This window comes from Micromonospora sp. CNB394, assembly GCF_000374985.1.
In the GTDB taxonomy this organism is placed as follows: Bacteria; Actinomycetota; Actinomycetes; order Mycobacteriales; family Micromonosporaceae; genus Micromonospora; species Micromonospora marina.
In genome coordinates this window covers 1-18,620 of the sequence record NZ_KB895868.1, presented here as the reverse complement: position 1 = coordinate 18,620, position 18,620 = coordinate 1, and the positions used below count along the sequence as shown (strand labels likewise).

Annotated in this window: 20 protein-coding genes; 9 read left to right on the top strand and 11 right to left on the bottom strand. The window is 72.4% G+C overall.

Annotation, left to right across the window (positions count from 1 at the left end; all coding sequences use genetic code 11):
* Positions 1–18: 18 nt before the first annotated feature.
* Together C569_RS0127585 and C569_RS32765 are read right to left on the bottom strand one after the other, a co-directional pair.
* A complete protein-coding gene (locus C569_RS0127585; protein WP_026268728.1) occupies positions 19–1,515 on the bottom strand; it encodes a M17 family metallopeptidase in 1,497 nt (498 codons plus the stop codon).
* 145 nt (positions 1,516–1,660) lie between these two features.
* Positions 1,661–1,828: a DUF3117 domain-containing protein gene (locus tag C569_RS32765; protein ID WP_013283866.1), complete on the bottom strand. Its 168-nt coding sequence runs from the start codon at positions 1,826–1,828 to the stop codon at positions 1,661–1,663.
* A 190-nt stretch (positions 1,829–2,018) separates the two neighbouring features.
* On the opposite strand from C569_RS32765, the gene C569_RS0127575 reads away from it, so the two are divergent.
* Positions 2,019–2,837, top strand: coding sequence for a PaaX family transcriptional regulator C-terminal domain-containing protein (locus C569_RS0127575; protein ID WP_018788949.1), 819 nt, complete (start codon positions 2,019–2,021; stop codon positions 2,835–2,837).
* Positions 2,838–2,840: 3 nt separating this feature from the next.
* Positions 2,841–3,632, top strand: coding sequence for an enoyl-CoA hydratase-related protein (locus C569_RS0127570; RefSeq protein WP_018788948.1), 792 nt, complete (start codon positions 2,841–2,843; stop codon positions 3,630–3,632).
* 24 nt (positions 3,633–3,656) lie between these two features.
* Here the strand turns inward: C569_RS0127570 and C569_RS0127565 are convergent, their stop codons facing one another.
* Genes C569_RS0127565 through C569_RS0127550 form a run of 4 tightly spaced genes read right to left on the bottom strand, consistent with a single transcriptional unit; the run spans position 3,657 to position 6,096 of the window.
* Entirely contained in the window at positions 3,657–4,280 is a 624-nt protein-coding gene (locus tag C569_RS0127565; protein ID WP_018788947.1) for a hypothetical protein, read from the bottom strand.
* 36 nt (positions 4,281–4,316) lie between these two features.
* Positions 4,317–4,901: a DNA-3-methyladenine glycosylase I gene (locus C569_RS0127560; protein WP_026268727.1), complete on the bottom strand. Its 585-nt coding sequence runs from the start codon at positions 4,899–4,901 to the stop codon at positions 4,317–4,319.
* A 50-nt stretch (positions 4,902–4,951) separates the two neighbouring features.
* Positions 4,952–5,452, bottom strand: a complete 501-nt coding sequence (locus C569_RS0127555) for an SRPBCC family protein (protein WP_018788945.1) — start codon at positions 5,450–5,452, stop codon at positions 4,952–4,954.
* On the bottom strand, positions 5,449–6,096 hold the full coding sequence (locus C569_RS0127550) for a DivIVA domain-containing protein (RefSeq protein WP_018788944.1): 648 nt from the start codon (positions 6,094–6,096) through the stop codon (positions 5,449–5,451). The genes C569_RS0127555 and C569_RS0127550 overlap by 4 nt, the downstream gene beginning before the upstream one ends.
* A 152-nt stretch (positions 6,097–6,248) precedes the next feature.
* Here C569_RS0127550 and folP point away from each other — a divergent pair, with 152 nt between their 5' ends.
* Positions 6,249–7,118: a dihydropteroate synthase gene (folP, locus tag C569_RS0127545; protein ID WP_026268726.1), complete on the top strand. Its 870-nt coding sequence runs from the start codon at positions 6,249–6,251 to the stop codon at positions 7,116–7,118.
* Positions 7,119–7,126: 8 nt separating this feature from the next.
* Here the strand turns inward: folP and C569_RS0127540 are convergent, their stop codons facing one another.
* Positions 7,127–7,504, bottom strand: coding sequence for an NADH-quinone oxidoreductase subunit A (locus C569_RS0127540; protein WP_018788942.1), 378 nt, complete (start codon positions 7,502–7,504; stop codon positions 7,127–7,129).
* Positions 7,505–7,628: 124 nt separating this feature from the next.
* Here C569_RS0127540 and C569_RS0127535 point away from each other — a divergent pair, with 124 nt between their 5' ends.
* From C569_RS0127535 to C569_RS0127525, 3 genes are all read left to right on the top strand, one after another.
* Positions 7,629–9,041, top strand: a complete 1,413-nt coding sequence (locus C569_RS0127535) for a hypothetical protein (protein WP_026268725.1) — start codon at positions 7,629–7,631, stop codon at positions 9,039–9,041.
* A gap of 197 nt (positions 9,042–9,238) precedes the next feature.
* A complete protein-coding gene (locus C569_RS0127530) occupies positions 9,239–11,086 on the top strand; it encodes a 2-oxoacid:acceptor oxidoreductase subunit alpha (protein ID WP_018788941.1) in 1,848 nt (615 codons plus the stop codon).
* Positions 11,079–12,113, top strand: coding sequence for a 2-oxoacid:ferredoxin oxidoreductase subunit beta (locus C569_RS0127525; RefSeq protein ID WP_018788940.1), 1,035 nt, complete (start codon positions 11,079–11,081; stop codon positions 12,111–12,113). Before C569_RS0127530 ends, C569_RS0127525 begins: the two co-directional genes overlap by 8 nt.
* 81 nt (positions 12,114–12,194) lie before the next feature.
* Here the strand turns inward: C569_RS0127525 and C569_RS0127520 are convergent, their stop codons facing one another.
* Entirely contained in the window at positions 12,195–12,842 is a 648-nt protein-coding gene (locus C569_RS0127520) for an FMN-dependent NADH-azoreductase (protein WP_018788939.1), read from the bottom strand.
* 86 nt (positions 12,843–12,928) lie between these two features.
* Between C569_RS0127520 and C569_RS0127515 the strand changes: the two genes are divergently transcribed.
* Complete coding sequence (locus C569_RS0127515; RefSeq protein WP_018788938.1) at positions 12,929–13,411, top strand: MarR family winged helix-turn-helix transcriptional regulator; 483 nt, start codon at positions 12,929–12,931, stop codon at positions 13,409–13,411.
* Between the two features lie 25 nt (positions 13,412–13,436).
* Here the strand turns inward: C569_RS0127515 and C569_RS0127510 are convergent, their stop codons facing one another.
* A complete protein-coding gene (locus tag C569_RS0127510) occupies positions 13,437–14,450 on the bottom strand; it encodes a TrkA family potassium uptake protein (protein ID WP_018788937.1) in 1,014 nt (337 codons plus the stop codon).
* 176 nt (positions 14,451–14,626) lie between these two features.
* On the opposite strand from C569_RS0127510, the gene C569_RS0127505 reads away from it, so the two are divergent.
* The gene (locus C569_RS0127505) at positions 14,627–15,268 is read left to right on the top strand and encodes a helix-turn-helix domain-containing protein (RefSeq protein WP_026268723.1); all 642 of its coding nucleotides are present in this window, start codon (positions 14,627–14,629) and stop codon (positions 15,266–15,268) included.
* Between the two features lie 125 nt (positions 15,269–15,393).
* Positions 15,394–15,984, top strand: a complete 591-nt coding sequence (locus tag C569_RS0127500) for an ATP-dependent Clp protease proteolytic subunit (protein WP_018788935.1) — start codon at positions 15,394–15,396, stop codon at positions 15,982–15,984.
* 192 nt (positions 15,985–16,176) lie between these two features.
* On the opposite strand, the gene C569_RS0127495 is transcribed toward C569_RS0127500, so the two are convergent.
* Both C569_RS0127495 and C569_RS0127490 read right to left on the bottom strand, forming a co-directional pair.
* Positions 16,177–16,953, bottom strand: coding sequence for an HAD-IIB family hydrolase (locus C569_RS0127495; RefSeq protein WP_026268722.1), 777 nt, complete (start codon positions 16,951–16,953; stop codon positions 16,177–16,179).
* A gap of 236 nt (positions 16,954–17,189) precedes the next feature.
* Positions 17,190–18,485, bottom strand: coding sequence for a condensation domain-containing protein (locus tag C569_RS0127490; RefSeq protein WP_081636062.1), 1,296 nt, complete (start codon positions 18,483–18,485; stop codon positions 17,190–17,192).
* Positions 18,486–18,620: the final 135 nt, after the last annotated feature.

The following is an 18,620-nucleotide window of genomic DNA, read 5'->3' as shown; positions in this document are numbered from 1 at the left end:
TGCCCCTGCACGCCCGATTCAGCCCATGGTCGCGAGCCAGCGCAGCAGCCCGCGCACGCCCCAGCCGGTGGCGCCCTTGACCAGCTCGCCGTGCGTGTCGTCGGACCACGACGGCGCGGACATGTCCAGGTGCGCCCACCTGTCCCGCAGGTCGCCGGTGAACTCCCGCAGGAACAGCGCGGCGACCACCGAGCCGGCCCCCTGCGCCGGGGAGCTGTGCAGGTCGGCGATCTCGCTGGCCAGGTATTCGACGTAGTCGTCCGCGAGCGGCATCCGCCAGGCCCGCTCGCCCGCCGCGGTGATCGCGTCGAGCAGGCCGGCCGCGAGCGCGTCGTTCTCGCTGTAGAGCGCGGCGTGCCGCTTGCCGAGGGCCACGGCGTTCGCGCCGGTCAGCGTAGCCAGGTCGATCAGCAGGTCGGGCTTCAGCTCGCGGACCGCGTACGCCAGCGCGTCGGCGAGCACCAGCCGGCCCTCGGCGTCGGAGTTGGTGCTCTCGCTGGTCAGTCCGCCGTAGTGCCGGATCACGTCGCCGGGGCGGAACGCCGCGCCGCTGACCATGTTCTCGGCGAGCGGGGCGAGCGTGGTGACCCGGACCGGCAGGCGCAGTTCCGCGGCGCCGAGCGTCGCGGCGATCACTGCGGCGGCACCGGCCATATCCTTGCGCATGAGCTTCATGGCCGGCACCGGCTTGATCGAGATGCCGCCGGTGTCGAACGTGATGCCCTTGCCGACGAGCACGACGTGGGTCCGGGCGCCCTCCGGCCGCCAGTCCAGCTCCACCAGGCGCGGGCCGCTCGCGGAGCCGCCGCCGACGGCCAGCAGGCCGCCGAAGCCCTCGGCCGCCAGCTCCTCCGGGCCGCGTACCCGCAGGTGCAGGTCGGAGCGCCCGGACACGGCCTCGGCCACCTGCGCGGCGAACCACTCCGGGTTCTTGGTGGACGACGGCATGTTGGTCAGGTCGCGGGCGAGCCGGGTCGTCTCGGCGGTGGCCCGGGCGGCGTCGAGCGTGCCGGCGAGAGCGTCCGGGTCGTCGACGAGGACCGACACCTCGGCCAGGGCGGGACGCCCGCCGGCCTCGGTGAGACGGAAGCGGTACGAGCCGAGCAGCAGCCCTTCGGCGAGGCCGCGCAGTGCCGCCGTCGCCTCGGCGGGAAGCGCGATGGTGATCTGCGTCTCATCCTTCGCCGCGCGGGCCAGAGCCGCTCCGGCGGTGCGCCAGTCGCGCTCGTCGCCGCCACCGACGCCCAGCAGCCACAGCCGGGCCGGGGAGCCGCCGGGACGCAGGTGCTCGCGTACCTCGCCGGCCGCGCCGGTGAGCCGGGTGGCGGGCAGGACGGCGGCGGCCTCGACCGGGATGTCGGCGTCGAGCGCCACGGCGGTCGGGACCAGTCGGGCCGTGGAGTCCGGCGAGATCACCGGGTCCGGGGATACCGGCGAGTCCGACCCTCCGGGACAGACGGGCAGGACGAGAGCGTCGGGCCCCGCGGGCCCACTCACCAGACGAATGACCAGCACGCTGGACCGTACCTCCGAAATGGGTTGAACGGGCGCATTCCATCACGCACCCGTCGAGGAAATACCCTGAGCCACCGGGCATCCCGGTGGCTCAGGGTAGGACGAACCGCCCGCACGGCGGACGCCGCGCGGGACACTCCTCGAATCAGCCCGCAGCCGCCTTCAGCGCGTCACCGAGCGCGGTGGCCTCGTCGGGAGTCATCTCGACGACGAGCCGGCCACCACCCTCCAGCGGGACCCGCATGACGATGCCCCGGCCCTCCTTGGTGACTTCCAGCGGACCGTCGCCCGTCCGCGGCTTCATCGCCGCCATGTTGTCTCCCCTCAGACCTACACCAGGTTCGGTGAGTTGCCCCACAGCCACTTCGCCATCGCCATCCGCAACCGTCGCGGAAGGCTCGACAGACGATTTTCCCTGATGAACACCGCCGGACCCAAACCGAAGCAGCATTGATGTAACAGCATCTAGCTTATCTTGGATAGGCCTGTCACAATGTGCGGTCATGCAGGCACGGTCGGCACTCTTCGACCTGTACGGCGACCACCTCCGGGCCCGGGGTGGCCGCGCACCGGTCGCCGCCCTGGTCAAGCTACTCGCCCCACTCGGAATCGCCCCACCGGCGGTACGCACCGCGGTCTCCCGGATGGTCCGCCAGGGCTGGCTGGAACCACTCCGGCTCGCGTCCGGACCGGGATATTCGATCACCCCGAAGGCGGCTCGTCGACTCGACGAGGCGGCGTCCCGGATCTACCGGACCGGACGGCACAGCTGGGACGGACGGTTCGACCTCCTGGTGCTCACCGCACCCTCCTCCCGCCGGGACCGGCAGCGGCTCGCCGCGAACCTCGCCTTCCTCGGCTACGGCACGCTCGACGACTGCACCTGGGTGGCCACCCGCCCGGGCGAGGACGTCGACCTGCTGCTCGACGAGGCGGGCGTGCGCTACGAGCGGTTCACCGCCGCCCACGCGGCCGGCACACCCGGCGCCATGGGCGTGGTCCGCCGCGCCTGGGACCTGGCCGAGATCGGGCGGGCGTACGAGCGGTTCGTCGCCGAGCAGAAGCCGCTGCTCTCCGGCGTCACGGTCCGCAGCAGCGACGAGGACGCGTACGCGGCCCGGTTCCGGCTCGTGCACGCATGGCGTACGTTCCTGTTCCGGGATCCGCAACTGCCCCCGGCACTGCTGCCCGAGCGCTGGCCGGGCACCAGCGCGGCCAGTTTCTTCGACCGGCACGCGGCCCGGCTCCGGCCGGCCGCCGACCGGTACGTCGAACAGTGCCTCGACGCCGGCAACCGCCTCGCCCGACAGAAGGGTCGTTAGAACGTGACCGAGCCGCTCCTCGTCGACCGCACCGACGCCGTCGTCACCCTGACGCTGAACCGCCCGACGGCGATGAACTCGCTCGACGTGGCGCTCAAGGAGGCGCTCCGGGACACGCTGGCCGAGCTGGAGACCGACCGGTCCTGCCGGGCGGTCGTGCTCGCCGGCGCGGGCGGCTCGTTCAGCGCCGGGCAGGACCTGCATGAGCACGTGCGGACGCTGGAGACCTCGGAGACCGACCCGCTGGGCACCGTGCGGGCGCACTACAACCCGATCGCCGCCCGGCTGGCCAACCTGCCCAAGCCGGTGGTGGCCGCGGTGCGCGGGATGGCCGCCGGGGCCGGCGCCTCGCTGACGTTCCTGGCCGACTTCCGCATCGGCGGCCCGAAGACCCGGTTCCTGATGGCGTTCGCCGGGGTGGGCCTCGCCGCCGACACCGGCGCCTCCTGGACGCTGCCCCGGCTGGTCGGCCACGCCAAGGCCGTCGAGCTGCTGATGCTCGCCGAGCCGGTCGGTGCCGAGGATGCCTGCCGGCTGGGCCTGCTGACCAGGCTGGTGGACGACGACGAGCAGGTGCTCCCGTCGGCGCAGGAACTGGCCGCCCGGCTCGCCGCCGGCCCGACCGTCGCGTACGGGGCGATCAAGCGTCAGCTCTCCATCGCCGACGCGGGCACGCTCGCGGACGCGCTGGCCGCCGAGGCGCAGGCCCAGGCGATCTGCGGCGCCACCGCCGACCACCGGGCCGCCACGATGGCGTTCGTCGCCAAGCAGAAGCCGGTCTTCGAGGGCCGCTGACCGGGCCGGCCGCGCCGGGAGGATTCAGTCGTCCTCCTCCGGGTCCTGGTTGGCCTCGACGCCGAGCACGAACGCCTGCATGGCCAGCTCGTCGCCGTACGGCGAGACGAACGCCGGCAGCTCCCGCGGGCCCAGGTCCTGCACGTAGGACCAGAAGATCCGTACCGCCTCGGCGCGCGACGCGGCCTCGATCGGCAGGTCCAGGCTGACCAGCCAGGTGCTGCGGGCGGGCGGCGGGCCGAGCCGATCGGCCAGCGACCGCCAGCGGGCCGGGTCGAGCGCCACGACCGGGCCGTCCGGCGCCGGGCCGTCGACCGGCACCGGCTCGTCGAGCACCCGCCGGGTGTACGCGACCACGAGCGACCCGGCCACCGCGTCGGACTGCGGATCGTCCGGGTCCTCCCGGGTCTCGGACGACGCGAGCGCGACCCGGCCGAGCGCGACCAGGCGCAGCGGCTCGTCGACGAGCACTGCCACCCGGTCACCGGGCCGGGGGCGGGCCGCCTCGGACAGCCCGGTCAGCTCCAGCAGGTCGTGGTGTACCAGCCGCTCGGCTGCGAAGCGCTCGGCGGGCAGCAGCACCGCCCAGGCTCCGGTCGTGGTCGCACCGTCTGTCGTCCCGCTCGTACGCGGCTCGGTGTCGGTCATGCCCCAATCCCATCACGCCGTAGGTGGCGCGCTCCGTCACACCCCGGCCCGGTCACCGTTCACGTGGCAGTCGGCCAGGTGGTCGTCGACCATGCCGGTGGCCTGCATCAGCGCGTAGGCGGTCGTGGGGCCGACGAACCGGAAGCCCCGCTTCTTGAGCGCCTTGGCCATCGCCACTGACTCCGGGCTGGTGGCCGGCACCTCGGCGAAGGACCGGGGACGCGCGGCCCGGGGCGGGGGCGCGAAGGACCAGAGCAGCGCGGAGAGACCCTCGGGCAGGTCCGACGCGGCCCGGGCGTTGGCGACCGCCGCCTCGATCTTGGCGCGGTTGCGGACGATGCCGGCGTCGGCCATCAGCCGGGTCACGTCGGCGTCGCCGTAGCGGGCCACCGACTCGATCCGGAAGCCGGCGAAGGCGTTCCGGAACGCCTGCCGCTTACGCAGGATGGTCAGCCAGGACAGGCCGGACTGGAACGCCTCCAGCGTCAGCCGTTCGTAGAGCGCGTCGTCGCCGCGCAGCGGGCGGCCCCACTCCTCGTCGTGGTAGACGGCGTAGTCGGGGGTGCTCGCCCCCCAGGCGCAGCGCGGCCGCCCGTCGGGGCCGGTCACCAGGTCAGTCACGGCGTCCACGATAGGCCGGGCCACCGACAGGCCCGCCGCGCCGACCGCCATCAGGGCAGGCGGCCCTGCTCGACCAGCCGGGCGAACTTCTTCAGCGCCTGGGTGAGGCTGAACTTCGAGCCGGGCCAGAGCACCGGCCACGCCACCCGGCCGGCCGCCCCGCCCGGCAGGTGGAACCACTCGTGCCAGACCACCTGCGTGCGGTCACGGTCCATCGGGGTGCAGCGCAACACGCCGGGGCCGCGCAGCAGCTTGCCGCAGTGCACCACGCCGACCTCGTACGGCGCGTCGACCCGGACCACCCGCATCTCGTCGCGCAACACGGCCGGACCGAGCGCGGTGACCGCCTCGACCAGGCTGCCCTCGCCACCGTCGCCCTCGACCACCCGGACCCGGGTCAGCGGGATCCAGTCCGACTGCCGCTCCCACGCGGTGAGGGCGGCGAACACCCGGTCGGCCGGAGCCTCGACGATCACCGTGGCGGTGACCTCGGCGGCGCCGCGGCGGGACGCCTCGGCGAAGTCGTCGGCCGCCCGGTCGGCGCCGGTCACGCCGACTCCGAGCGGACCACGGAGCCGCGCTCCCGGTCGTCGTCGACGCGGTCCGGGCCGGCGGCGATCCCGTTCGCCGGGGAGACGGTGTCCTCGGTCGCCGCGGAGGCGGGGGCCTCCGCCACGCCCGCCTCGGCCGGGGCGCGTTCCGGTGGCCCGTCGGCGTCGGTACGGGCCGGCTGCCCGTCGGCGTCGGTACGGGCCGGCGGCTCGGGCGCGGACAGGTCGATCACCACCGGCTCCGGGGTGGACGGGCCGGGCGTCTGCTGGGTCTCGGGGCGGGTCGCGGCGGCCTCCTCGCGCGCCCGGCGCAGCGCGTCGGCGTCCTCGGTGCGCCCGTCCCGCAGGGCCGCGTTCTCCGCCTCCAGGACGCCGATCAGCTCGGTCTTGTAGCCGATGTCGTACGCCGCCCGGCGCAGCGCCGCGTCGACCTGGCTCATCCGGTAACCGCGCAGCGCCGTGTCGAAGCGGACGTCGGACACGTCCGACTCGTCGAGCGGACGGCTGCCGGGCAGGGGCACGGCCCGTCCGTCCGGCTCGGCCGGGGTGAGTCCCGGGTCCTTGCCGGAGACGAGCACCGTCACCCCGAACACCACAGCCGCGACGGTCAGCGCGACGACCAAGAGGAGCAGAACCTCACCCATGCACAGATCGTGGCATGCGGGCCGGGATCGGGCGAGCCCTCCGGGACGTCCGGTCGGCAAATGCCTGCGGCTCGCGGGACCGGCGCGGGTGGCGCGGGCGGGACCGGATAGCGTCGGACCGGCCGGTGCGGTCCGGCGGCGAGGAGGCGGGCATGGCCGGGGCGTTGCGGCTGGGCGGACGGACGTTCGGCCCCGGTGAGCTGGTGGTGATGGCGATCGTCAACCGCACCCCGGATTCGTTCTTCGACCGGGGCGCCACCTTCGCCCAGGACAGCGCGCTGCGCGCGGTGGAACGCGCGGTGGACGAGGGCGCCGAGATCATCGACATCGGCGGGGTGAAGGCCGGGCCGGGCGACGAGGTGGACGTGGCCGAGGAGATCCGGCGGACGGTGGACACGATCGCGGCGGTCCGGTCCGCCTTCCCCGACGTGGTCGTCTCCATCGACACCTGGCGCGCGGAGGTGGCCGTGGAGGCGGTCGCGGCCGGCGCGGACCTGCTCAACGACACCTGGTCGGGGGCGGATCCGGCACTGGCCCGGGTCGCCGCGGCGACCGGCGCCGGGCTGGTCTGCTCGCACGCCGGCGGGCTCGCCCCGCGTACCCGGCCGCACCGGGCCGCCTTCGACGACGTGGTGGCCGACGTGGTCGGCACCGTGACCGGGCTGGCCGAACGCGCGGCCGGGCTGGGTGTGCGCCGGGACGGCATCCTGATCGACCCGGCGCACGACTTCGGCAAGAACACCCGGCACTCGCTGGAGATCACGCGGCGGCTGGCGGAGCTGACCGGCACCGGCTGGCCGCTGCTGGTGGCCCTGTCGAACAAGGACTTCATCGGCGAGACGCTCGACCTGCCGGTGCCCGAGCGGCTGGAGGGGACGCTCGCCGCGACAGCGGTCTCGGCCTGGCTCGGCGCCCGGGTGTTCCGCGCCCACCAGGTCCGCGAGACCCGCCGGGTGCTGGACATGGTGGCGTCGATCCGGGGCGACCGGCCGCCGGCGGTGACCCGGCGCGGGCTGGCCTAGCTGACGGGTCAGGTCCAGCGTAGGACGCCGCGCCGCCACGCGTAGAGGATGCCGAGCGCGACGATCGCCACGAAGACGCCCATCTCCACGACGGTGGTGGCGCCGAAGCCGGGCCGGTCGAAGACCAGCGCCCACGGGAACAGGAAGACCGCCTCGACCGCGAAGAGCACGTACAGATACGCGTAGACGTAGTACCGGATCTGCATCTGGGCCCAGTCGCCGCCGACCGGGTCGATGCCGCACTCGTACGTGGTCCGCTTGCCCCACGGCTCGGCCGGCCGGCTCGGACGTAACACCCGGTTCGCGGAGAACGCCGTCACGAAGAAGAGCACTGCGGCGAGCAGCAGCAGACCGAGCGTCGCGTAGGAGCCGAGATATCCGGTCACGACCGGAGCGTACCGGTCCCGTCCAGATGTCCCGGACACGTTACGAAGTTGTTTCCTGGCAGGACTAGTGCTGAACGGCAAGCATCACCGAATAATGAGAGCTCTTGATCGTCCCGGAGGACAGATGGCCCGCCTGCGCGTTCGACCCCTTCGGCGGGTCGCGCTCCGCCGCACCCTCACGCTGCTGGCGCCCGCGTTGGTCGCGGCGCTGGTGGCGGTGGCGCCGGTCGGGGCCGCCGCCCACCCGGGGCCGGCCGCCGCGCCCCGGATGATCGAGCCCGCGGAACCGGGCGTCGATCCCGGCGGCGAGCCCACCGAGCCCGCGCCCACCGGCGAGCCCACGACCACGGCGACGGCCCCGCCGCCCACCGAGCCGCCGCCACCCGCGACCGATCCCCCGCCGCCGGTCACCACCCCGCCGGCCCCGCCGCCGACGAGCGCGCCCGCCGGACCGGCGCCGACCACCGCAGCGCCGGCCACCACGGCACCGGCGCCCCCACCCGTCGCACCGCCGGTCAAGACCCCGCCGCCACCGCCGGCGCAGCCGGCCGGCGGTCCCCTCGGGGTACGCGTGAACACCGAGGACGTGGTCCTCCCGCCGGCCTACTGGAACGCCGACGCCACGGTGGCCACGCTGCGGGTGACGGTGACCAACACCGGCGGGCGGACGGAGCGGATCAGCCTGGGCTACACGCTGCCGCCCGGCCTGACCGACGCGGGCACCCCGGGCTGCGAACCGGCCGGCGGCGGCAACCACCGCTGTGTCGGGTGGGACGCGGAGCCGGGCGCCCGGTTCAGCGCGACCATCCAGCTCCGGGTCGACGGCAACGCCTGGCGGACCATGCCGCTGGCCGGATCGGTCCAGGTCACCGCCGTCGCGCCCGGCGTGACCGGAGCGGCGTACGACGACGAGGGCTTCGCGGTGCTGTTCCCGCCCGGGCCGCCGGTACCCGGCATCTCGCTGCGGGCCGACGAGGTGCTGTTCGACATCAGCGGCGCGCCCAGCACGCTCACCGTCCGGCTCGGCAACACCGGCGAGGTCGACGCGGCGGGCCGGATCGAGGTGCTCCTGCCCGAAGGGGTGACCGTGGCCGGCAGCGAGAGCGGCTGCGCCCCGGTGTCGTCCGATCGGACCCGCTGCGAGCTGGGCGCGCTGGCGGCCGGGCGGACCACGACCGTACGGCTGACGCTGGCCGCCTCGGCGGAGGCACAGCGGCGGGCGCCCCTGTCCGGCGCGGTGATCGGCCGGCTGGATCCGCGCAGCGGGCTGGACCGGCAGATGCAGATGAGCTTCCGGATCAGCGCGGCGGCGGCGGGTGCCGTCCCGCCCGGCGGGGCGCCGGCCCCGACCGGCTCGCAGGGCGTCCTCGTCGCCGCCGGCGGAGGGGACGGCGGCGGCACCTCGGTCCGGGGGGTCGCCGTCGCGCTCATCGCCGTGTCCGGTCTCCTGGTCGTGCTCGCGCTGACGCTGGCGACCCGTTCGCTGCGCCGCCGCAGCGACATCACCGTGCCGGAGCGTCCGATCACCGACCGGTGATCATGGATATGTGGTGATCTGGGTTACGGGCCCAGGTACTAAACGCTGCAAAGCAGGGCATACAGCGGCCCGATCCAGTCCCATACGTCGGACCTCGACCAAGGTGGCCCTAACGTGGCGACGTAGGCTCTGACGTGAGAATCGGAGCGGGCCGGGCCGGCAGGGGCGACGGCGCTCATGTGAAGCGAGGTGCGGGTGTGACCAAGCAGATCCGTCAGCTGGACCGGGTGGTCATCCGGTTCGCCGGTGACTCCGGCGACGGCATGCAGCTCACCGGCGAACGGTTCACCTCGGAGACGGCGCAGCTAGGCAACGACATCTCCACGTTGCCCAACTTCCCCGCCGAGATCCGGGCTCCCGCCGGCACCCTGCCCGGCGTGTCGAGCTTCCAGGTGCACTTCGCCGACTACGACATCCTGACCCCGGGCGACGCGCCGAACGTGCTGGTGGCGATGAACCCCGCCGCGCTCAAGGCCAACCTGGCCGACCTGCCGCGCGGGGCGGACATCATCGTCAACACCGACGAGTTCACCCGGCGCAACCTGGCCAAGGTCGGCTACGCGGCCAGCCCGCTGGACGACGACTCGCTCGCCGGGTACGCGGTGCACCCGGTGGCGCTCACCTCGATGACGATCGGCGCGCTGGCCGAGCACGACGTGTCCAAGAAGGACGCCGAGCGGGCCAAGAACATGTTCGCGCTCGGGCTGCTGAGCTGGATGTACTCCCGCCCGTACGAGTCCACGCTGCGCTTCCTGGAGCGCAAGTTCGCGGCCCGCCCCGAGTTGGTGGCGGCGAACGTGGCGGCGTTCCGGGCCGGCTGGAACTTCGGCGAGACCACCGAGGACTTCGCCGTCCGGTACGAGGTCAAGCCGGCCAAGATGCTGCCGGGCACCTACCGGAACATCACCGGCAACGCGGCACTGTCGCTGGGCCTGGTGGCCGCCGGGGTGCGCTCCGGGCTGCCGGTATTCCTCGGCGCGTACCCGATCACGCCGGCCTCGGACATCCTGCACGAGCTGAGCAGGCACAAAAAGTTCGGCGTGGTCACCATGCAGGCCGAGGACGAGATCGCCGCGGTCGGGGCGGCGCTCGGCGCGTCGTACGGCGGCTCGCTCGGCGTCACCACCACGAGCGGTCCGGGCGTGGCGCTCAAGAGCGAGACGATCTCCCTGGCGGTGGCGCTGGAACTGCCGCTGGTCATCGTCGACGTGCAGCGGGCCGGTCCGTCCACCGGCATGCCCACCAAGACCGAGCAGGCCGACCTGAACATGGCCCTGTACGGCCGGCACGGGGAGGCACCGGTCGCGGTGATCGCGCCGAAGTCCCCGGCCGACTGCTTCCACGCGGCGCTGGAGGCGGCCCGGATCGCGCTGACCTACCGCACCCCGGTGATCCTGCTGTCGGACAACTACGTCGCCAACGGCTCCGAGCCGTGGCTGCTGCCGGACGTGGAGTCGCTGCCCGACCTGCGGGTCGAGTTCGCCACGAAGCCGAACGGCGAGGACGGCACCACGTTCCTTCCCTACCTGCGGGATCCGCAGACGCTGGCCCGCCCGTGGGCGGTGCCCGGCACGGCCGGTCTGGAACACCGGATCGGCGGCCTGGAGAAGGCCGACAAGACCGGCGACATCTCGTACGACCCGGCCAACCACGACTTCATGGTGCGGACCCGGGCGGCCCGCATCGAGACCATCCCGGTCCCCGACGTCGAGGTGGAGGACCCGGACGGCGACGCCCGGGTGCTGGTGCTGGGCTGGGGTTCGACGTACGGGCCGATCGGCGCCGCCTGCCGTGGCCTGCGCCAGCGCGGGCTCTCGGTGGCCCAGGCCCACCTGCGGCACCTGGCCCCGATGCCGGCGAATCTCGGCGAGGTGCTGGGCCGGTACGACAAGGTGGTCGTGCCGGAGATGAACCTCGGCCAGCTCGCCCACGTGATCCGGGCGAAGTACCTGGTCGACGCGATCGGCTACAACCAGGTCCGCGGCCTGCCGTTCACCGCCGCCGAGCTGGAGACGATGCTGGAAGAGGTCCTGAAGAATGTCTGAGCCCGTCGCCCTCAAGCTCACCGCCAAGGACTTCAAGTCCGACCAGGAGGTGCGCTGGTGCCCCGGTTGCGGCGACTACGCCATCCTGGCGGCCGTGCAGGGCTTCATGCCGGAGCTGAACATCCCCCGGGAGAACATCGTCTTCGTCTCGGGCATCGGCTGCTCGTCGCGCTTCCCGTACTACATGAACACGTACGGCATGCACTCGATCCACGGCCGGGCCCCGGCGATCGCCACCGGCCTGTCGGTGTCCCGGCCGGATCTGTCCGTCTGGGTGGTCACCGGTGACGGCGACGCGCTCTCCATCGGCGGCAACCACCTGATCCACGCGCTGCGCCGCAACGTGAACCTGAAGATCCTGCTGTTCAACAACCGGATCTACGGGCTCACCAAGGGCCAGTACTCGCCGACCTCCGAGGTCGGCAAGATCACCAAGTCGACGCCGGTCGGCTCGGCCGACGCACCGTTCAACCCGCTGTCGCTGGCGCTCGGCGCCGAGGCCACGTTCGTGGCCCGGACGATCGACTCGGACCGCAAGCACCTCCAGTCGGTGCTGCGGGCCGCCGCCCAGCACGAGGGTTCCGCGTTCGTGGAGATCTACCAGAACTGCAACATCTTCAACGACGGCGCGTTCGACCCGCTGAAGGAACCGGCCACTCGGGACGACTTCCTGATCCGGCTGGAGCACGGACAGCCGATCACGTTCGGCGCGGGCGGGCAGTTCTGCGTCGTCCACCCGCCGGGCGGCTTCGGGCTGGAGGTCCGGGAGACCGCTAACACGCCGGTCGAGGAGATCGTGGTGCACGACGCGGGCGTGGCGGACCCGGCGTACGCGTTCGCGCTGTCCCGGCTGCCCGGCCTGGACCTGAGCAACACCCCGATCGGGGTGTTCCGGTCGGTGGACCGTCCCTCCTACGACAGCGTGGTGCAGGAGCAGGTCGCGGCCGCCAAGGCCACCGTCGACCGGACCCCGGAGCAGCAGCTCGCCGCGCTGCTCGGCAGCGGCGACACCTGGACGATTCTCTGATCCGCCGCTGACCCGTCACACGCGAAGGGCGAGCCGTTCCCCCGTGGAACGGCCCGCCCTTCGCGTGTGACGGCGGTTCGGTCAGGCGGCCGCCGAGGCGGGCAACCACAGCTCGTCGACGGCCCGCTCGGCCGCGGCGAGGCTCTGCTCGAACAGCGGGATCAGCTCGGTCATCGCCGGGTTGACCGGGGCGAGGGTCAGCTCGGCGCAGATGAACCGCGGCTCCAGCCCGGTCAGGGACAGGCCGTGTGGCAGCCACGGCTCGGCATGGTCCCAGCCCTCCCGTGGGGTGCCCGGGCCGTACCCACCGCCGCGGCTGACCAGGACGACGAACTGGCGGTCGCCGAGCAGCCCGGCGTTCGTCGCCGGGTCGTACGCGATGCCCGGGGCGATCAGGTGGTCGACCCAGGACTTCACGCTGCTGGGCGGGCCGTAGTTGTAGAGCGGGAGCCCGAGCAGGACCGTGTCGGCCTGCTTGACCTCGGCCACGACCGCCTCGGTCAGCCGCCAGGACGCCTGCTGATCCGGCGTGTGCTGATCCGGCGGCACCATGCGCGCGAGGCCGCTCGCCGTGTTCAGGTGCGGCAGTGGGTTCTGCCCCAGGTCGCGGTAGGTGACGGTGCCGTCCGGGTGGGCGGCGCGCCACGCGGCGGCGGCGCGGGCGGTGAGCCGCCGGCTGATCGACCGCTCGCCGGTGATGCTGGAGTCGACGTGTAGTAGGTGCGCCATTTGCGGTTACCCCTCCGATAATCGTTCGCGTGGGACGAACTATTTATAGCAGGCCGATGTTCCTCGGGGCGCGTAAACTGGGTCACATGTCCGCCGCACCGGTCGAGGAGTCCGAGCGCCGCTCCGGGCCCCTGCTCGATCACCTGGCCCGCCGGATGCGGCTGCGCTCGGAGTCGGTGCTGGCGCCGCTGGGCCTGCGCCCCCGCCATCTGGTGGCGCTCACCGTGCTGCGCGACTCCGGCGGCATCAGCCAGCAGGCGCTGGCCGGCACGCTCCAGATCGACAGCACGAATGTGGTCGGGCTGCTCAACGACCTGGAGGCGGGCGGCCTGGCCGAGCGCCGCCGCTCCCCGGAGGACCGCCGGCGGCACGAGGTACGCCTCACCGACGCGGGCACGAAGCGACTGCGCGAGGCCGAGTGCGCGCTCGCCGGGGCGGAGGAGGAGGTCCTCGGCGCGCTGGCACCCGGCGAGCGGGCCCTGCTCTACGACCTGCTGCGACGGGCCACCCAGGGCCGGTCCTCGACCTGCGGTGAAGTGATCGCGGAGGGCGGCACGGGCGCCTGCTGACCGCAGGCGCTCAAGCGGCGCGGGGTCAGAGCGCGGACGTGGCCTGCGGCCGGTCGTCCCGGACGTGGACGAGCATGTCGCCGGTCTCGATCACCGAGGCGGCGCGGTCGTTGAGCGTGACCACCTTGCCCCGGCGGACCAGCGCGATGACCAGCGACTCCAGCTCGCGCGGTGAGCGGCCCACCTCGCTGCGCTCGGCCGACCGCATGGCCAGCGCCATGCCCTGCCCCGGGGTGAGCAGGTCCTCCACCACGTCGATCAGAGGCGGGGCCGAGGTGGACAGGCCGAGCAGCCGCCCGGCCGTGGCCGACGAGACGATCACGTGGTGCGCGCCGCTCTGCTTGAGCAGCGGAGCGTTCTCCGCCTCCCGGACGGCCGCGATGATGCGCACCTGACCGGCGGTGAGCTGCCGGACCGTGAGCGCCACCAGCACCGAGGCGTCGTCGCTGTCGGTCGCGATGATGACCGACTTCGCGGTACGCACATGCGCCTGCTCCAGTACCGACGATCGGGTCGCCGAGCCCTCGATCGTCACCAGCCCGTTGGAGGTGGCCTGCCGCAGCGCCGGCCCGCTCCGCTCGACCACCACGATCTTGGACTTGTCTGTGCCGTTCTCCAGCAGGGCGGACACCGCGCTGCGGCCCTTGGTGCCGTAGCCACAGATGATGACGTGGTCCTTCACGGTTCTCCTCCACCGCGACAGGCGACGGCCGGTGCGGTACTGCTCGGTCAGGACTTCCAGGGTGGTGCCGACCAGGATGATCAGGAAAAGCACCCGGGCGGGGGTGATGAACAGGACGTTGATCAGGCGCGCCGACGGGCTGACCGGGGTGATGTCGCCGTACCCGGTGGTGGAGAGCGAGACCACCACGTAGTAGAAGCAGTCGAGCAGGCTCAGGCCGCTGTCGTCCACGTCGCGGTAGCCGTCGCGGTCGAGCCAGACCAGCGCCACGGTGGCGAAGACCAGGCCCAGGGCGGCGAGCAGGCGCAGACTCAGCGCACTCAGCGGCCCCCGCCGTTGCGCGGGAAAGTGGATCACCGTCGGTCCTGCTCCGCCGTCGTCGCCTGCACGCCCTCAAGATAGCGGGTACGCCGCGAGCAGGCTGGCTGGGCCGGGCGCCCGGTCGGTACCACCGGGGCCGACCGGGCAGGTGCCGGGCGCGTGGACGGGGCATGATGGGGACGTCCGGGACGCCCGACCGCGAGGAGGCCGGCATGTCGTTGCTACGACGGGTGATCGGTGGGGTGCTCCGGCGCGTCCGCCTGCGCCAGGGCCGCACGCTGCGCGAGGTGGCCCAGGCCGCCGGCGTCTCCCTGCCCTATCTCTCCGAGGTCGAACGCGGACGCAAGGAGGCCTCCTCCGAGGTGCTCGCGGCGATCTGCCGCGCGCTCGGCATCCACCTCGCCGACCTGCTCGAAGAGGCCCGCGACGAGCTGCGCCGGGAGCGTCCGGCACCGGTCGGCCCCGGAGTCTCGGCGGCCCGGTTCGACCGGGTGCCGACCGCTCGCACCGGGCCACACCTGCGGGTCGGACCGCCGCGGCTGTCCGTCACGCGCCGCCCGGCCGTGTCGCCCCGCCCATCCGTGTCCCGCCGGCCCGCCGTCTCGCTCCGGCCGCACGTCGCCCGCCGGCCGGTCACTGCCACGCCGCTGCTCGGCGGCGCACTGCGGCCCGTGTCCGCGGGGCCCGCGCCGCTCGGTCCGGCGCTCGACGCCGCCACGCCGATCGGGTTCGCCGGCGGTATCCGGATCTGGCCGGCGCCCTCCGCCCCGACCGTCCGCCCCCGTCCGCGTACCTCCGTCACGGTGGCCCGGCGGCGGGCCCGCGCCGGCCGGCGGCGGCCGATCGCCGCGTAGCTTCTGCCCAGGGCGAATCTGCCCCGGGCAGAAAGCCTGGGCCGCGCGGATGCGGCCGGCGGACGCTGGAGACCGCCGGGTTCCCGGGCGGTCCCCCGCCCACCGGCGGTACGGAGGTGGCGGCGATGGGTGGCATCTGGATGCTCGACGAGGGGCAGCCGGCGTTCGGCGACCGGGTCTTCGAACGGCTACTGAAGGAACGGATCATCTTCCTCGGCACCGAGGTCACCGACGCGTCGGCCAACCAGATCTGCGCGCAGATCCTGCTCCTCGCGGCCGAGGACGCGGAGCGCGACATCTTCCTCTACATCAACTCGCCGGGCGGCTCGGTCAGCGCCGGCATGGCCGTCTACGACACCATGCGGTACGTCAAGAACGACGTGGCGACGCTGGCGCTCGGCATGGCCGGGTCGATGGGGCAGTTCCTGCTCTGCGCCGGGGCGGCCGGCAAACGGTTCGCGCTCCCGCACTCGCGGATCATGATGCACCAGCCGTCCGGCGGGATGGGCGGCACCGCCGCGGACATCACCATCCAGGCCGAGAACATGCTGCACGTGAAGCGCACCATGCAGGAGCTGATCGCCCGGCACAGCGGGCGGACACTGGAGGAGATCCAGCGCGACTGGGACCGCGACCGCTGGTTCACCGCCGAGCAGGCCCGCGAGTACGGCCTGGTCGACCAGGTGCTCACCCGCGTCGACCAGCTCGCGGCGTGAGCGGGCGCGGCCCGGCCGGTCCCGCACCGACCGGGCCGCGCCTCGGCGATCAGGGGTAGCTGACCACAGTGCTGGTGCCGCACGAGCCGACGACTGGCGTGCCGATCTCGTTGATGGTGCGCTCGATGCCGCCGCGGCCGTCCAGGAACGAGCCCGCCGGTTCACCGGACGGGCGGGCCCTGCGGGCTGTCCTCAGGCGCGCTCGGCGCGCTGCCTCACCAGGTCGTCGACAAGCCTCTCGACGTAGTCGGCGGTCTCCTCCCAGCGGGTGACCGGCACACAGCGGATGCCCATCGCCTTGACCGGGTAGTCGTTGCCACCCACGTCCAGGCGGTCACCCACGAAAAGCACATTGTCGATCTTCAGGTCCAGGTGCTCCAGCAGCTTCCGCATGCCGTACGCCTTGTCCACGCCCTTGCGGGTGACGTCGATCGAGGTCGAGCCGCCGCCGCGCACCTCCAGGTCGGGCAGCTTCGCCGCGACCGCGTCCCGCAGCCGGCGCTTCTTGTCGCCGTCCGGGTCCCAGCCGTACTTCTCGGCCGGCGGGGCGGACTGCCCCAGCGCGGAGAACGTGATCTGGCTGCCCCGGTCCTCGATGATGTCGCCCCAAGGCTTCGCCTCCCACAGACCCAGCGCCTGCGCCGACTCGGTGAGCGCGGCGACGACACGGGCCTTGTCGGCCCCGGTGAGATCCTCCGCGTAGACCTGCCGCCAGCCCTCGTCGGACCAGCGGTAGTAGCGGGTGCCGCAGGTCGGCATCAGGTGCAGGCGGTCGCGCTGCTCCTCGGTGAGGTCGAGGTGGGCGAGCACCTGCGACTGGAACTGCTCGAACCGGCCACCGGAGATGACCAGTACGTCCACCTCGGTGAGCAGGTGGCCGAGCAACTCCGCCATCCGACGATCGATCTGGGACTTGGAAATCGCCAGGGTGTCGTCGAGGTCGAACGCCACCACTCGAAGATCGTTCACGAATACCTCATGTCGTCGCGGACAGGCCAGACCTAGCAGGGTACCGACGGCAGCCCTGTGGCGTCCGCGTGCCCCGATCGCCACTTCACGCAACCTTCTGGTCGCAGGCTATCTCCCCTGCCCCACACGTGTGGCCCCGAGTGCGCAAAGGTCGCCCACACCACCTCGCCGTCGTAGACCGCCAACACCGACACGGGCAACTCAGGGCCCGGCGGCGTCGACCCGGGCCGCTGAACTCACCACGTGTAGCTCTCCAGTCGTGACTGCGCAGGCGTCCGCCGGTCGGTGAGGAACCCGACCATGTTGGCGAGCAGGACGGGCATCAAGTCCCGATCCAAATATCGCGTGTCGACGAAAAGACTGATCGAGGCGTCCGTTCCGTCGGTTCGGAACTGCACCGCCAGACGCATCGAACTGAAGGCAATTGGCGGATCAGCCACGACTAGCGCATCGTGGTCCCCCACCGCCGCGAAGTCGGATGGCGCATTCAGAGCACCCGGCAACGGCACGAAGTTCGCGAAGTGTTCAACGTCTGCACCGTGGCCCTTTTCGCGCAACATGTCGTCCCGCGTCCACGGGTCGTACAGACTGTAGCGGCCCGCCAGCAACAATCCCGAGGCCGTCTGACGCATCAAGAGCCGCTTGTCGCCCACCACGTCGACAGCCAACAGGCCGTGCTGCGCGAGGGTACCGACATAACGCTTCAACGGCGCACGAGTACGATTTGAGCAGTGCACCGGCACCGCACATCTCGACACTCCGAATTCCCGGGCGAGCGCCGCCACCAGAGCGCTCAGGAAGACCGCGGCATCGCCCACACCCACCGAGCTCGCCAAATTGCGGGCGGTACAGCCGAGTCCGCGGACGTATGCCGTGATACTCGGGAAGTTCGGCGGCCCCCCACGGCTGCGCGTGAACAGCGGGGGCACCGACGCGATCTTGGCATCCCAGAATTGCATCGATCGACGTAGCTGACTTTGCCCGGCGGCAGAAGACTCCCACTGCGCTTGCTCACGTGGCTGGTAGGCGCGCTCCAACGGCCTTCCGCGCAGACTATCCTGAAGATCGCGAAGAAGGGTGTTCCAACCGGCACCGTCCGTGACGATGCGCGCCATCGCGCACGCGATCCACCGCGGCTCCCCGCCCCGCACGCCGATCGCGAAGCGTACGGGCAATTCAGTCGTGAGGTCGAACCGCCTTTGGGCGAGCGCGGTGACAGTCGCGATGCCGTCCTCATCCGCATCCTCCACGACAGGTACCTCGACGATGCCGGCACTGTGGACCCGTTGGCGCGGGGGGCCCGGAGCGTCGTCGTCGAATGTGGTACGCAGGCTTTCGTGGCACGCGACGACCGAACGCACTGCGGCAATAGTGTCCCTGAGGCTTATACCAACCGGCACCGGTATTCGTAGGTGCATGTTGAATCGAGCGTCGTTCGGCCGATTCACGAGCATTGTCTTCCACACCGCTCGCTGGCCCCATGTCGTGTGCTCGGTGGCCGCATCATTCGCATCAACGTCGACCATGTTCATGACCGGCGATCATACCAGGGCCTGATCAAGTTCCGTAGACGTCGGAATCGTTGGTGATGCCCAGGATGGGCAGTGCTCGTTGGGGTTCGTCGCGGATCGCTCGGGTGGTCTTGGCGATGTTGTCGGCTCCGAGGG

Coding starts and splice junctions, on each gene's coding strand:
- C569_RS0127515 (WP_018788938.1), top strand. CDS start 12,929: ATGTCCGCCGCACCGGTCGAGGAGTCCGAGCGCCGCTCCGGGCCCCTG.
- C569_RS0127535 (WP_026268725.1), top strand. CDS start 7,629: ATGGCCCGCCTGCGCGTTCGACCCCTTCGGCGGGTCGCGCTCCGCCGC.
- C569_RS0127575 (WP_018788949.1), top strand. CDS start 2,019: ATGCAGGCACGGTCGGCACTCTTCGACCTGTACGGCGACCACCTCCGG.
- C569_RS0127505 (WP_026268723.1), top strand. CDS start 14,627: ATGTCGTTGCTACGACGGGTGATCGGTGGGGTGCTCCGGCGCGTCCGC.
- C569_RS0127565 (WP_018788947.1), bottom strand. CDS start 4,280: ATGACCGACACCGAGCCGCGTACGAGCGGGACGACAGACGGTGCGACC.
- folP (WP_026268726.1), top strand. CDS start 6,249: ATGGCCGGGGCGTTGCGGCTGGGCGGACGGACGTTCGGCCCCGGTGAG.
- C569_RS0127550 (WP_018788944.1), bottom strand. CDS start 6,096: ATGGGTGAGGTTCTGCTCCTCTTGGTCGTCGCGCTGACCGTCGCGGCT.
- C569_RS32765 (WP_013283866.1), bottom strand. CDS start 1,828: ATGGCGGCGATGAAGCCGCGGACGGGCGACGGTCCGCTGGAAGTCACC.
- C569_RS0127500 (WP_018788935.1), top strand. CDS start 15,394: ATGGGTGGCATCTGGATGCTCGACGAGGGGCAGCCGGCGTTCGGCGAC.
- C569_RS0127525 (WP_018788940.1), top strand. CDS start 11,079: ATGTCTGAGCCCGTCGCCCTCAAGCTCACCGCCAAGGACTTCAAGTCC.
- C569_RS0127520 (WP_018788939.1), bottom strand. CDS start 12,842: ATGGCGCACCTACTACACGTCGACTCCAGCATCACCGGCGAGCGGTCG.
- C569_RS0127490 (WP_081636062.1), bottom strand. CDS start 18,485: ATGAACATGGTCGACGTTGATGCGAATGATGCGGCCACCGAGCACACG.